The 13,907-nt window shown below is 53.6% G+C and carries 11 protein-coding genes; 8 read left to right on the top strand and 3 right to left on the bottom strand.

Annotated elements, in window-relative coordinates; all coding sequences use genetic code 11:
* Positions 1 to 81 precede the first annotated feature (81 nt).
* The 8 genes from lolA to BJP35_RS01835 all read left to right on the top strand — a co-directional run bounded on the left by lolA (position 82) and on the right by BJP35_RS01835 (position 9,648).
* Entirely contained in the window at positions 82 to 696 is a 615-nt protein-coding gene (lolA, locus tag BJP35_RS01870) for an outer membrane lipoprotein chaperone LolA (protein WP_014169368.1), read from the top strand.
* A 9-nt stretch (positions 697 to 705) separates the two neighbouring features.
* A complete protein-coding gene (rarA, locus tag BJP35_RS01865) occupies positions 706 to 2,049 on the top strand; it encodes a replication-associated recombination protein RarA (RefSeq protein ID WP_047742463.1) in 1,344 nt (447 codons plus the stop codon).
* A 92-nt stretch (positions 2,050 to 2,141) separates the two neighbouring features.
* Positions 2,142 to 3,434 (top strand): serine--tRNA ligase, encoded by a 1,293-nt coding sequence (serS, locus tag BJP35_RS01860; protein ID WP_008499983.1) that lies wholly within the window; start codon positions 2,142 to 2,144, stop codon positions 3,432 to 3,434.
* 211 nt (positions 3,435 to 3,645) lie between these two features.
* Entirely contained in the window at positions 3,646 to 6,087 is a 2,442-nt protein-coding gene (gene dmsA / locus BJP35_RS01855) for a dimethylsulfoxide reductase subunit A (protein WP_086462870.1), read from the top strand.
* 10 nt (positions 6,088 to 6,097) lie between these two features.
* A complete protein-coding gene (locus BJP35_RS01850; RefSeq protein ID WP_047742467.1) occupies positions 6,098 to 6,715 on the top strand; it encodes a DMSO/selenate family reductase complex B subunit in 618 nt (205 codons plus the stop codon).
* 1 nt (position 6,716) lies between these two features.
* A complete protein-coding gene (locus BJP35_RS01845; protein ID WP_014169375.1) occupies positions 6,717 to 7,580 on the top strand; it encodes a dimethyl sulfoxide reductase anchor subunit family protein in 864 nt (287 codons plus the stop codon).
* Positions 7,581 to 7,854: 274 nt separating this feature from the next.
* Entirely contained in the window at positions 7,855 to 9,003 is a 1,149-nt protein-coding gene (locus BJP35_RS01840) for an MFS transporter (RefSeq protein WP_014169376.1), read from the top strand.
* Between the two features lie 123 nt (positions 9,004 to 9,126).
* Entirely contained in the window at positions 9,127 to 9,648 is a 522-nt protein-coding gene (locus BJP35_RS01835; protein ID WP_020884824.1) for an anti-virulence regulator CigR family protein, read from the top strand.
* A gap of 34 nt (positions 9,649 to 9,682) precedes the next feature.
* On the opposite strand, the gene pflA is transcribed toward BJP35_RS01835, so the two are convergent.
* The 3 genes from pflA to focA all read right to left on the bottom strand — a co-directional run bounded on the left by pflA (position 9,683) and on the right by focA (position 13,819).
* A complete protein-coding gene (pflA, locus tag BJP35_RS01830; RefSeq protein ID WP_020884823.1) occupies positions 9,683 to 10,423 on the bottom strand; it encodes a pyruvate formate lyase 1-activating protein in 741 nt (246 codons plus the stop codon).
* Positions 10,424 to 10,627: 204 nt separating this feature from the next.
* Positions 10,628 to 12,910, bottom strand: a complete 2,283-nt coding sequence (gene pflB, locus BJP35_RS01825; RefSeq protein WP_014169380.1) for a formate C-acetyltransferase — start codon at positions 12,908 to 12,910, stop codon at positions 10,628 to 10,630.
* Positions 12,911 to 12,961: 51 nt separating this feature from the next.
* Complete coding sequence (gene focA, locus BJP35_RS01820) at positions 12,962 to 13,819, bottom strand: formate transporter FocA (protein WP_025204555.1); 858 nt, start codon at positions 13,817 to 13,819, stop codon at positions 12,962 to 12,964.
* Between the last annotated feature and the right edge of the window lie 88 nt (positions 13,820 to 13,907).

Here is a 13,907-nt window from a genome sequence, read left to right as displayed (position 1 = left end):
TTCTTCTGTCGCCTGCCTTCGGGCAGGTACACAATAGAGGGCAGAACCCCATATTGGGATGACGTATTTTAAGGAATAACAATGAAAAAAATCGCAATCGCCTGTGCATTACTCACCAGTTTTGTCGCCAGCAGCGTCTGGGCTGATGCAGCCAGCGACCTTAAAAGCCGACTGGATAAAGTGAGCAGTTTCCACGCCAGCTTCACGCAAAAAGTGACTGACGGCAGTGGCAATGCGGTGCAGGAAGGTCAGGGGGATTTGTGGGTAAAACGCCCGAATCTGTTTAACTGGCATATGACTCAGCCGGATGAGAGCATCCTGGTTTCTGACGGTAAGACCCTGTGGTTCTACAACCCGTTTGTCGAGCAGGCTACTGCGACCTGGCTGAAAGACGCGACCAGCAATACGCCTTTCATGCTGATTGCGCGTAACCAGTCCAGCGACTGGCAGCAGTACAATATCAAACAGAATGGTGATGAGTTTGTTCTGACGCCGAAAGGCAGCAATGGCAACCTGAAACAGTTCACCATCAACGTGAGCACCAACGGAACCATTAATCAGTTTGGTGCGGTTGAGCAGGACGACCAGCGTAGCAGCTACCAGCTCAAGACCCAGCAAAACGGCGCGGTTGACGCGTCTAAATTCACCTTTACCCCGCCGCAGGGCGTAACGGTGGACGATCAGCGCAACAAGTAAGAGGCATGAGTGAGCAATCTGTCGCTCGATTTTTCTGAGAATGCGTTTCAACCTCTGGCCGCTCGTATGCGGCCAGAAAATTTAGCGCAGTACATCGGCCAGCAACACCTGCTGGCTGCGGGGAAACCCTTGCCGCGTGCCATTGAGGCCGGGCATCTGCACTCCATGATCCTTTGGGGTCCACCCGGTACAGGCAAAACCACGCTCGCGGAAGTTATCGCCCGCTATGCTAACGCGGATGTCGAGCGCATCTCGGCGGTCACGTCCGGCGTGAAGGAGATCCGCGAGGCGATTGAACGTGCGCGGCAGAACCGCAATGCCGGGCGACGTACCATTCTCTTTGTCGACGAAGTTCACCGTTTCAATAAAAGCCAGCAGGATGCTTTCCTGCCGCACATTGAAGACGGCACCATTTTCTTCATCGGTGCCACCACCGAAAACCCGTCGTTTGAACTCAATTCCGCGCTGCTTTCCCGCGCACGTGTTTACCTGCTCAAATCCCTGACCGTGGAGGATATTGAACAGGTTCTCACGCAGGCGATGAACGATAACGCGCGCGGCTACGGCGGGCAGGATATCGTTCTGCCTGACGACACGCGCCGGGCGATCGCTGAACTGGTTAACGGCGACGCCCGCCGGGCACTCAATACGCTGGAAATGATGGCCGATATGGCCGAAGTGGATGCGTCCGGCAAACGGGTACTGAAACCGGCGTTGCTCACCGAAATCGCCGGGGAGCGCAGCGCGCGTTTCGACAATAAAGGCGATCGGTTTTACGATCTGATTTCGGCACTGCATAAGTCCGTGCGCGGCAGCGCGCCCGATGCGGCGCTTTACTGGTATGCCCGCATTATCACCGCCGGTGGCGATCCGCTGTATGTGGCCCGTCGCTGCCTGGCGATTGCCTCTGAAGATGTCGGGAATGCCGACCCGCGCGCCATGCAGGTGGCTATTTCGGCCTGGGACTGCTTTACCCGCGTCGGGCCTGCTGAAGGCGAGCGTGCTATCGCTCAGGCGATTGTTTATCTGGCCTGCGCACCGAAAAGTAACGCTGTCTATACCGCCTTTAAAGCGGCCATGTCCGACGCTCGTGAACGCCCGGATTATGACGTGCCGGTTCATCTGCGCAATGCGCCGACCAAACTGATGAAAGAGATAGGGTATGGGCAGGAGTACCGCTACGCCCACGACGAACCCAATGCCTACGCCGCCGGGGAGGAATATTTCCCGCAGGAGATGGCACAAACCCGCTATTATCACCCCACAAACAGAGGTCTTGAAGGCAAGATTGGCGAAAAGCTCGCCTGGCTCGCCGGACAGGATCAAAATAGCCCTATAAAACGCTACCGTTAGTGCGATCGTTGCGGTAATGTTGGCAATGTATCCCTGTGGCCGCAGGCTGTGGTCACATTTTCCTATTTTAATTCGATAAGCACAGGATAAGCATGCTCGATCCCAATCTGCTGCGTAATGAGCCAGACGCAGTCGCTGAAAAACTGGCACGCCGGGGCTTTAAGCTGGATGTAGATAAGCTGCGCGCTCTTGAAGAGCGTCGTAAAGTTCTGCAGGTACAAACTGAAAATCTGCAGGCAGAGCGTAATTCTCGATCGAAATCCATCGGCCAGGCGAAAGCGCGCGGGGAAGACATTGAGCCATTACGCCTGGAAGTGAACAAACTGGGTGAAGAGCTGGATCAGGCGAAAGCGGAGCTGGACGTGCTTCAGGCCGAGATCCGTGATATCGCGCTGGCGATCCCGAACATTCCTGACGATAGCGTACCTGTCGGTAAAGATGAAAACGACAACGTTGAAGTGAAACGCTGGGGCACGCCTCGCGAGTTCGACTTCGAGGTTCGCGATCATGTGACCCTGGGCGAAATGCATGCCGGCCTGGACTTTGCGGCCGCAGTTAAGCTGACCGGTTCTCGCTTCGTTGTGATGAAAGGCCAGATTGCTCATCTGCATCGCGCTCTGGCGCAGTTTATGCTGGATCTGCACACCGAGCAGCACGGCTACAGCGAAACCTACGTCCCGTATCTGGTTAACCACGATACGCTGTACGGTACTGGCCAGCTGCCAAAATTTGCCGGCGATCTGTTCCACACCCGTCCGCTGGACGAGGAAGCTGACAGCAGCAACTACGCGCTGATCCCAACTGCGGAAGTGCCGCTGACTAACCTCGTGCGTGATGAGATCATCGACGAAGACGACCTGCCAATCAAACTGACAGCACACTCTCCGTGCTTCCGTTCTGAAGCGGGTTCTTACGGTCGCGACACCCGTGGTCTGATCCGTATGCACCAGTTCGACAAAGTAGAGATGGTGCAGATTGTCCGCCCGGAAGAGTCGATGGACGCGCTGGAAGAGATGACCGGCCACGCTGAGAAAGTGCTGGAGCTGCTGGGTCTGCCGTACCGTCGTATGGCGCTGTGCACCGGTGATATGGGCTTTGGTGCCTGCAAAACCTTCGACCTGGAAGTCTGGGTTCCTGCGCAGAATACCTACCGTGAAATCTCCTCCTGCTCTAACGTCTGGGATTTCCAGGCGCGTCGTATGCAGGCACGTTGCCGCAGCAAGTCTGACAAGAAAACCCGTCTGGTGCATACCCTGAACGGTTCTGGTCTGGCTGTCGGTCGTACACTGGTTGCCGTGCTGGAAAACTATCAGCAGGCGGACGGTCGTATTGAGATCCCTGAAGTGCTGCGCCCGTACATGAAAGGCCAGCAGTACATCGGTTAATGATTTGACGTGAAACAAAAAAGCGCCTCAGGGCGCTTTTTTTATACCTTAGAATTGATACGACGCAATAACCCCTCCCTCCAAAGTAGTAATACTCCTCCGAATGAAAGTCAGCATAAAAAACCAATAACGAAGTTATTCGTTATATATAAAACTATATAGCGGCATGTGCCGCCTCTCTTTTCTTTGTGAGCAACCAAAGTGAGTCTCTATGAAAATCAAAGCGCCTGAAGCGTTAATGGCTGCCGAGGTCACTCGCCGTGGGTTGATGAAAACCACGGCAATTGGTGGTCTGGCCGTTGCCAGCAGCGCCTTTACGCTCCCTTTTTCTCGTCTGGTGTCGGCGGCGGATGCACTGTCCCCGGCCACCCCGGAAAAAGTGGTGTGGAGTGCCTGTACCGTAAACTGCGGTAGCCGTTGTCCACTGCGTATGCATGTGGTGGATGGTGAGATTAAATATGTTGAAACCGATAATACCGGGGACGATAACTACGAGGGGTTACATCAGGTCCGCGCCTGCTTACGCGGCCGTTCAATGCGTCGTCGCGTTTATAACCCGGACCGCCTGAAGTACCCGATGAAACGCGTTGGCAAGCGTGGAGAAGGGAAGTTCGAGCGCATTAGCTGGGATGAAGCCTACGACATCATCGCGACGAACATGCAGCGTCTGATCAAAGACTACGGCAACGAATCCATCTATCTGAATTATGGCACCGGGACGCTCGGCGGCACGCTGACCCGCTCCTGGCCACCGGGGAAAACGCTGGTGGCCCGTCTGATGAACTGCTGCGGCGGTTATCTGAACCATTATGGCGACTACTCTTCGGCGCAGATTGCCGCTGGTCTGAACTACACCTACGGTGGCTGGGCAGACGGTAACAGCCCGTCTGATATCGAAAACAGTAAGCTGGTGGTGCTGTTCGGCAACAACCCGGGTGAAACGCGCATGAGCGGTGGCGGGGTAACGTACTACCTCGAACAAGCGCGCGCCAAATCGAATGCCCGCATGATTATTATCGACCCGCGCTATACCGACACCGGTGCAGGGCGTGAAGATGAGTGGATTCCGATTCGTCCAGGCACCGATGCTGCGCTGGTCTCCGCGCTGGCATGGGTGATGATCACTGAAAATCTGGTCGATCAGCCGTTCCTCGATAAATACTGCGTCGGTTATGACGAGAAAACATTGCCAGCCAGCGCGCCGGCTAATGGCCACTATAAGGCCTATATTCTCGGTCAGGGCAGCGACGGTATTGCCAAAACGCCGGAATGGGCGTCCACCATCACGGGAATTCCGGTTGACCGTATTGTTCAACTGGCACGCGAGATTGGTTCGGCTAAACCGGCCTATATTAGTCAGGGCTGGGGTCCACAGCGTCATGCGAACGGTGAAATTGCCACCCGTGCCATTTCGATGCTCGCCATTCTGACGGGTAACGTAGGCTTTCATGGCGGTAACACCGGTGCGCGTGAAGGCTCCTATGAAGTGCCGTTTGAACGTATGCCGACGCTGGAAAACCCGGTTCAGACCAGTATCTCCATGTTTATGTGGACTGATGCCATTGAACGCGGCCCGGAAATGACTGCGCTGCGTGACGGCGTGCGGGGTAAGGACAAACTGGATGTCCCGATCAAAATGATCTGGAACTACGCCGGCAACTGTCTCATCAACCAGCACTCTGAAATTAACCGCACCCATGAAATCCTGCAGGATGACAAGAAGTGCGAGATGATTGTGGTGATCGACTGCCACATGACTTCTTCGGCAAAATATGCCGATATTATTCTCCCGGACTGCACTGCTTCTGAGCAGATGGATTTCGCGCTGGATGCCTCCTGCGGCAACATGTCCTACGTCATCTTTACCGATCAGGCTATTAAACCTCGCTTTGAGTGCAAAACCATCTATGAGATGACCTCTGAGCTGGCGAAACGTCTTGGCGTTGAGCAGCAATTTACCGAGGGGCGCACGCAGGAAGGGTGGATGCGCCATCTGCATGAACTCTCCCGCAAAGCGATCCCTGACCTTCCGGATTTCGATACCTTCCGTGAGCAGGGGATGTACAAACAGCGTGATCCGGAAGGCCACCACGTGGCGTACAAAGCTTTCCGTGACGATCCGCAGGCCAATCCGCTGACCACGCCATCGGGCAAAATTGAAATTTATTCAGAAGAGCTGGCAAAAATTGCCTCTACCTGGGAGTTGCCGGAAGGGGATGTTATCGATCCGCTGCCGATCTACACGCCGGGCTTTGAAAACTACAACGATCCGCTGACCGCGAAATTCCCGCTGCAGTTGACCGGCTTCCACTACAAAGCGCGTGTTCACTCTACCTATGGCAACGTCGACGTACTGAAAGCTGCCTGCCGTCAGGAGATGTGGATTAACCCGATGGATGCCAAAGCCCGTGGGATCAGCAATGGCGACCGCGTGCGCATCTTTAACGGTCGCGGTGAGGTACACATTGAAGCCAAGGTGACTCCGCGCATGATGCCTGGCGTTGTCGCGCTGGGGGAAGGGGCCTGGTATAGCCCGGATGCGAATCGCATCGACCAGGCAGGCAGTATTAACGTACTGACCACGCAGCGTCCGTCGCCACTGGCGAAGGGCAACCCGTCCCACACGAACCTTGTTCAGGTTGAAAAGGTGTAAGGAGTAACCGATGACAACCCAGTATGGATTTTTTATTGATTCCAGCCGCTGCACCGGGTGCAAAACCTGCGAGCTCGCCTGCAAGGATTACAAAGATTTAACCCCGGACGTCAGCTTCCGCCGTATTTACGAATACGCGGGCGGTGACTGGCAGGAAGACAACGGTGTCTGGCACCAGAACGTGTTTGCCTACTACCTGTCGATTGCCTGCAACCACTGCGAAGACCCGGCCTGCACCAAGGTCTGCCCGAGCGGGGCGATGCACAAGCGTGACGACGGGTTCGTGGTGGTGGATGAAGATGTCTGCATCGGCTGTCGCTACTGCCACATGGCCTGTCCGTACGGTGCCCCGCAGTACAATGCCGCCAAAGGGCATATGACCAAGTGCGACGGCTGCCACACCCGCGTGGCAGACGGCAAAAAGCCGATCTGCGTGGAGTCCTGCCCGCTGCGTGCGCTGGACTTCGGTCCTATCGACGAGCTGCGTAAAAAACATGGTCAGCTGGCGGCCGTCGCGCCGCTGCCGTCCGCACACTTCACGAAGCCAAGCATCGTGATTAAACCTAACGCCAACAGCCGCCCGACAGGGGATAGCACCGGCTACCTGGCAAACCCGAAGGAGGTGTGAGATGGGAAGTGGATGGCATGAATGGCCGCTGATGATCTTCACGGTCTTTGGGCAGTGTGTGGCGGGCGGTTTTATTGTCCTCGCGCTGGCGCTGCTGAAAGGGAATCTCACTGCTGAGCAACAACAACGTTTAGTGTTGAGTATGTTTGGCCTGTGGGTGCTGATGGGAATTGGCTTTATTGCCTCTACGCTGCACCTCGGCTCGCCAATGCGCGCGTTCAACTCCCTGAACCGGGTGGGCGCGTCGTCACTCAGTAATGAAATCGCCAGCGGGGCGATCTTCTTTGCTGTGGGTGGGCTGGGTTGGCTGCTGGCAGCACTGAAGAAATTGCCGGCAGGGCTGCGCAGCGTGTGGCTGATTGTCACGATGGTTCTGGGCGTGGTGTTTGTGTGGATGATGGTGCGGGTCTATAACACCATCGACACCGTGCCGACCTGGTACAGCATCTGGACACCGATGAGCTTCTTCCTGACGCTGTTTATTGGTGGGCCGCTTCTTGGCTTCATGCTGCTGCGCGTCGCGGGTGTTGACGGTTGGGCGATGCGTTTGCTGCCCGTCGTTTCACTGCTGGCGCTGGTGGTGAGCGCAGTCGTCACCCTGATGCAGGGCGCGGAGCTGGCAACCATTCACAGCTCTGTTCAGCAGGCGTCTGCCCTGGTGCCGGCATACGGCTCGCTGATGGCCTGGCGCGTGGTACTGCTGGTGGCGGCACTGGTGTGCTGGATTGTGCCTCAGCTTAAGGGGTATCAACCCGCGCTGCCGCTCCTGTCACTGGCTTTTGTGCTGGTCCTCGCAGGTGAACTGATCGGCCGCGGTGTGTTCTACGGTTTGCATATGACCGTAGGTATGGCCGTCGCCAGTTAGCGTTGCCGTGGGTGAGATAAAGCCGGGACGGAGCGCCCGGCTTTTTTTATTTTAATCATGAAATTTTTCGACTGACGTTTTGTTTTCACTTCGGGCATTAATAAATAAAAACAGATACATAATTCATATCTATAGCAGGCGTTGCATTAGCAGGATAAGTTTTTTAAATCGACAGGGAACATATCGTGCGTGGCGGTGAAATCAGTGGATTGACTTTGTTTTTGCCAGTGGCATGATGCGCACGAAATCTGAACTTCCTCACGGTTTTTAATCCATGACCATCTATACCCGGCCAGTGCTTTTATTGCTCTGTGGCCTGCTTCTGCTGACCCTGGCGATCGCAGTGTTAAATACGCTCGTCCCGCTGTGGCTCGCCCATGAAAACTTACCGACCTGGCAGGTGGGTATGGTCAGCTCGTCCTTTTTTACCGGTAACCTGCTGGGTACGCTGGTTACAGGAAGCCTGATTAAACGCTTTGGTTTTAACCGCAGCTATTATCTGGCCTCGCTGCTCTTCGCTGTCGGATGTGCCGGGCTGGGCCTGATGGTGGGCTTCTGGAGCTGGATGGTATGGCGCTTTATCGCCGGAGTGGGTTGCGCGATGATTTGGGTGGTGGTTGAAAGCGCGCTGATGTGCAGCGGCACGTCACGTAACCGCGGACGCCTGCTGGCAGCCTATATGATGGTTTATTACATCGGTACCGTGCTTGGTCAACTGATGGTGAGCAAACTGCCAACCGACCTGATGAGCGTTCTGCCGTGGGTGACGGGAATGGTGCTGGCAGCAATCCTGCCGCTGCTCTTTACGCGCATTGTGAACCAGAACAGCGAACACCAGGAAGCAACCCACGTCTGGCCAATGCTGAGACTGCGTCAGGCGCGTCTTGGCGTTAACGGCTGTATTATCTCCGGAATTGTGCTTGGTTCACTGTATGGCCTGATGCCGCTTTATCTGAACCATCAGGGCGTCAGCGATTCCGGGATCGGTTTCTGGATGGCGGTGATGGTGAGTGCGGGGATTGTCGGTCAGTGGCCGATTGGACGCCTGGCCGATCGCTTTGGTCGCCTGTTGGTGCTGCGTGTTCAGGTTTTCGTGGTGATCATGGGTTGTCTCGCCATGCTCAGCAATGCGGCGATGGCGCCTGCGCTGTTTATTCTGGGTGCCGCAGGTTTTACGCTCTATCCGGTCGCGATGGCCTGGGCCTGTGAGAAAGTTGAACACCACCAGTTAGTGGCAATGAACCAGGCGTTGTTACTGAGCTATACCATCGGCAGCCTGCTGGGACCGACCTTTACCGCGATGCTGATGCAGAATTACTCCGACAATTTGCTGTTTATTATGATTGCCAGCGTATCGTTTATTTATCTCTTAATGCTGCTGCGCAAAGTGGGAGAACACCCGACGCCTGTGGCGCATGCCTGATTAATAAAAAGCCAGTCGATGACTGGCTTTTTTGTCCCCATCACATATAAGACTTTTACGTATTGTTTGTTTATTGCACCAGGCGATAATTCAGGTGAGTTCTATCACTAAAAGGCAACAATCATGTCTACTCGTCGTTTTACCACTACCGCTCTGGCAGTAGTGTTGTCTTTAACGTTTGCTGCAGCTCCGGTCATGGCTAACCCGGGTAACGGGAATGGCAGTGGTCACGGGAACAGTGGCGGACAAGGTAATGGCGGCAGTCACGGCAATTCCGGTAGTCATGGCAACGGAAATTCCGGTACCCACGGTAATAAACAAAATAACGGTCAGGAAAATCCAGGTAAATCGAATAAAAGCGTCAGTGACGATGTCGACGCCCGTGTGAGCTTCGATCATGCCCGTCACCTGGCACTCAATTACGGCTTAACAGGTTATGAGTCACTGCCTCCGGGTATTGCGAAAAACCTCGCACGCGGTAAACCGCTCCCTCCGGGCATTGCGAAGAAAACCGTGCCGGCTTCTATGCTGGGCCAACTTCCTTCCTATCCTGGTTATGAATGGCGTGTCGTCGGTGACGATCTGGTCTTAATTGCGCTGAGTACTGCGGTTGTGACCACCATTATTAATGGCGTCTTCAGATAATATAAAAAAGGCCCGGTTCTCACCGGGCCTTTTCTTAATACATTACCTTGTGGCCGTACTGTTCAAGAATACCTTTCACGCGTTCCATCGTCTCTTTCTTCGGCGGCTTAACGCCATCGAGTTTATATTCTTCGCCCATGGCGACCCACTTGTGTTTACCCAGTTCGTGGTAGGGCAGAAGCTCAATTTTCTCAACGTTGCCCATATCGCGGGTAAATTCTCCCAGCCGATGCGCGGAATCGTCATCATCTGACCAGCCAGGTACAACAACATAGCGGATCCAGGTTTTGATGCCTTTCCCGGAGATGTATTTGGCGAACTCCAGCGTACGGTGGTTGGAAACACCCACCAGATTCTGGTGGATCTCATCGTTCATCTGTTTGAGATCGAGCATCACGAGGTCGGTGACGTCGAGCAGTTCATCAATGACCGGATCGTAGCGGCGGACAAAACCGTTTGTATCGAGACAGGTATGAATGCCTTCTTTGCGGCAGGCGCGGAACCAGTCGCGCACGAATTCGGCCTGCAGAATGGCTTCACCGCCGGAAGCGGTTACGCCGCCGCCGGATGCGTTCATAAAGTGACGATAAGTCACCACCTCTTTCATCAGTTCTTCGACGGTCACTTCTTTGCCGCCGTGCGTATCCCAGGTGTCACGGTTATGGCAGTACAGGCAGCGCATCAGGCAGCCCTGGAAAAAGGTGATAAAGCGGATACCCGGGCCATCGACAGTGCCACAGGATTCAAAGGAGTGAATGCGACCAATAATTGACATTGCGGTGATATCTCCAGCATCGGCCCGTCCGGGGCCTGTGTATGCACAGCTCAAAACCGGCTGTGTTTAAGTCTGTTTTGGCTGTTATCCATAGAGTATAGATAGCGGACAAAAGAGACTGTGATGGAGAGAGTGTTAAAAAGGCCCCACGTATGTGGAGCCTTTATTGTACGCCTTTTAACGCGTGATTTCAGTCAATTCCACTTACATGGACTGAGTGAAAGTACGGGTGATAACGTCCTGCTGCTGTTCTTTCGTCAGGGAGTTAAAACGTACTGCGTAGCCGGATACACGGATGGTCAGCTGAGGATATTTCTCAGGGTGTTCCATCGCATCAAGCAGCATTTCACGGTTCATTACGTTCACGTTCAGGTGCTGACCACCTTCAATGGACGCTTCGTGGTGGAAGTAACCATCCATCAGACCCGCGAGGTTAGTTTTACGTACTTCGTCGTCTTTACCCAGCGCATTTGGCACGATAGAGAAGGTGTAAGAGATACCATCTTTCGCGTAAGCAAACGGCAGTTTAGCGACGGAGGTCAGAGAGGCAACAGCACCTTTCTGGTCACGACCGTGCATTGGGTTAGCACCAGGACCGAATGGCGCACCCGCGCGACGACCGTCCGGAGTGTTACCGGTTTTCTTACCATACACAACGTTAGACGTGATGGTCAGAACAGACTGAGTCGGGATAGCGTTACGGTAAGTGGTCAGTTTCTGAATTTTCTTCATGAAACGTTCAACCAGGTCAACCGCCATGTCATCAACGCGAGAGTCGTTGTTACCAAACTGCGGATATTCGCCTTCGATTTCGAAGTCAACAGCCAGACCGTCTTCGTCACGAATTGGTTTAACTTTCGCATATTTGATTGCAGACAGGGAGTCAGCCGCAACGGACAGACCTGCGATACCACACGCCATGGTGCGGATAACGTCACGGTCATGCAGCGCCATCAGAGAGGCTTCGTAGCTGTACTTGTCGTGCATGTAGTGGATAACGTTCAGGGCAGTGACGTACTGTTTAGCCAGCCAGTCCATGAAGTGATCCATACGCTCCATGACTTCATCGAAGTTCAGAACGTCGCCTTTGATTGGTTCAGACTTAGGACCAACCTGCATTTTCAGTTTTTCATCAACGCCGCCGTTGATTGCGTACAGCATGGTTTTCGCCAGGTTTGCACGCGCACCGAAGAACTGCATTTGTTTACCAACAACCATTGGGCTTACGCAGCATGCGATAGCGTAGTCATCGTTGTTGAAGTCCGGACGCATCAGGTCATCGTTCTCGTACTGCAGAGAAGAGGTGTCGATGGACACTTTAGCGGCGAATTTCTTGAAGTTCAGAGGCAGTTTTTCAGACCACAGAACAGTGATGTTCGGCTCCGGAGAAGGACCCATGGTGTACAGGGTGTTCAGGAAGCGGAAGCTGTTTTTGGTAACCAGAGTACGGCCATCAACACCCATACCACCGATAGATTCCGTTGCCCAGATTGGGTCACCAGAGAACAGCTCATCGTATTCAGGGGTACGCAGGAAGCGAACCATACGCAGTTTCATGACCAGGTGGTCAATCATTTCCTGAGCGTCTTGCTCGGTGATTTTGCCCGCTTTCATATCACGTTCGATGTAAGCATCCAGGAAGGTGGATACACGACCGAAGGACATTGCTGCACCGTTCTGAGACTTAACAGCGGCCAGGTAGCCGAAGTAGGTCCACTGGATAGCTTCCTGAGCGTTGGTTGCAGGACCAGAGATATCGCAGCCATATTTAGCCGCCATTTCTTTGATCTGACCCAGCGCGCGATGCTGTTCAGCGATTTCTTCACGCAGACGAATAGTCGCTTCCAGGTTTACACCGTTTTCCAGATCAGACTGCAGGGAAACAAACTGCGCGTATTTGTCTTTCATCAGGAAGTCGATACCGTACAGCGCAACGCGACGGTAGTCACCGATGATACGGCCACGGCCATAGGCATCTGGCAGACCAGTCAGAACGCCAGATTTACGGCAGTTCAGAATGTCTTTGGTGTAAACATCGAATACACCCTGGTTGTGGGTTTTGCGGTATTCGGTGAAGATTTTTTTCAGCATTGGGTCCAGCTCGCGGTTATACGCTTTGCAGGAACCTTCAACCATTTTGATACCACCGAACGGGATGATCGCACGTTTCAGTGGTGCTTCAGTCTGCAGACCAACGATTTTCTCAAGGGCTTTGTTAATGTAGCCAGCATCGTGAGAAGTGATGGTAGAAGCAACGGAGGTGTCAAAATCAACTGGCGCGTGAGTGCGGTTTTCCAGTTTTACGCCTTCCATTACGCTGTCCCACAGCTTGGTGGTCGCGTCAGTTGCACCAGCCAGGAAGGATTCGTCACCTTCATACGGGGTATAGTTTTTCTGAATGAAGTCACGTACGTTTACTTCATTCTGCCAGTCACCTTTCGCAAAACCTTCCCAGGCTGTGGCTAACTTTTCATTAAGCTCGGACATGTAACACCTACCTTCTTAAGTGGATTTTTTATTTACTGCCTGAGATAACCATCAATGATGGTCGTCGCCACGCAGGTAAATGACCCAGTATGTCAACCCAACTAACAGACCCCCACCGATAATGTTCCCGATAGTGACAGGGATCAGGTTATCAGTAATGAAATTCATAATAGTCAGGTGAGAGAAACTTTCCGGGGTTGAACCAACAGCAGTCCAGAACTCCGGGCTTGCAAAGTTGCGGATTACAATTCCCATTGGGATCATAAACATGTTCGCAATACTGTGCTCGAAGCCGCTGGCAACAAACATCGCAACCGGCAGAACCATAATCATGGCTTTATCCATCAGGCTACGACCCGAGTAGCTCATCCAGACAGCCAGGCAGACCATCAGGTTAGCGAGGATGCCGAGAGCAACGGCTTCGATAAATGTGTGGTGCATTTTGTGGTCTGCGGTCTGCAGGACGTTGAGTCCCCAGCCACCGTTGGCGGTCATATACTCGCCAGAGAGCCACATCAACAGAACAAAGAGCAGACAGCCAATCAGGTTGCCAACATAGACATTAAGCCAGTTGCGCGCCAGTTGACCCCAGGTAATTCTTCCGCTGGCTTTTGCCACGACAATCAACACTGTAGAAGTGAAGAGGTCGGCGCCGCAGATGACGCAAAGAATCAGTCCCAGTGAGAAGCAAATACCGCCAATCAGTTTCGCCATGCCGAAAGGCATCGCGGCAGTACCGGTGGTGGCAGTGATGTAGAAGACAAACGCGATAGAGATGAACACACCAGCCGTGATCGCCAGATAGAACGTCTTCATCGGGTGTTTCGTTGCTTTATAGACACCCGCTTCTTCGGCAACTTTGGCCATAGCAGCTGGGAGTAAAAGATCAAAAGGGTTGTCAGCTTTCACACTAACTCTCTCTTTATTAAGTCGGCGACGAGATACTAACAAAGCATTATAGAAGAGAAATTGATATAGATCATATCTCGCCTGGCTT

The sequence above is a fragment of the Enterobacter sp. J49 genome (assembly GCF_002148625.1).
GTDB classification, from domain to species: domain Bacteria; phylum Pseudomonadota; class Gammaproteobacteria; order Enterobacterales; family Enterobacteriaceae; genus Enterobacter; species Enterobacter ludwigii.
This window is presented reverse-complemented; position numbering and strand designations above follow the sequence as displayed.

Coding starts and splice junctions, on each gene's coding strand:
- lolA (WP_014169368.1), top strand. CDS start 82: ATGAAAAAAATCGCAATCGCCTGTGCATTACTCACCAGTTTTGTCGCC.
- serS (WP_008499983.1), top strand. CDS start 2,142: ATGCTCGATCCCAATCTGCTGCGTAATGAGCCAGACGCAGTCGCTGAA.
- dmsA (WP_086462870.1), top strand. CDS start 3,646: ATGAAAATCAAAGCGCCTGAAGCGTTAATGGCTGCCGAGGTCACTCGC.
- BJP35_RS01850 (WP_047742467.1), top strand. CDS start 6,098: ATGACAACCCAGTATGGATTTTTTATTGATTCCAGCCGCTGCACCGGG.
- BJP35_RS01845 (WP_014169375.1), top strand. CDS start 6,717: ATGGGAAGTGGATGGCATGAATGGCCGCTGATGATCTTCACGGTCTTT.
- BJP35_RS01840 (WP_014169376.1), top strand. CDS start 7,855: ATGACCATCTATACCCGGCCAGTGCTTTTATTGCTCTGTGGCCTGCTT.
- BJP35_RS01835 (WP_020884824.1), top strand. CDS start 9,127: ATGTCTACTCGTCGTTTTACCACTACCGCTCTGGCAGTAGTGTTGTCT.
- pflA (WP_020884823.1), bottom strand. CDS start 10,423: ATGTCAATTATTGGTCGCATTCACTCCTTTGAATCCTGTGGCACTGTC.
- pflB (WP_014169380.1), bottom strand. CDS start 12,910: ATGTCCGAGCTTAATGAAAAGTTAGCCACAGCCTGGGAAGGTTTTGCG.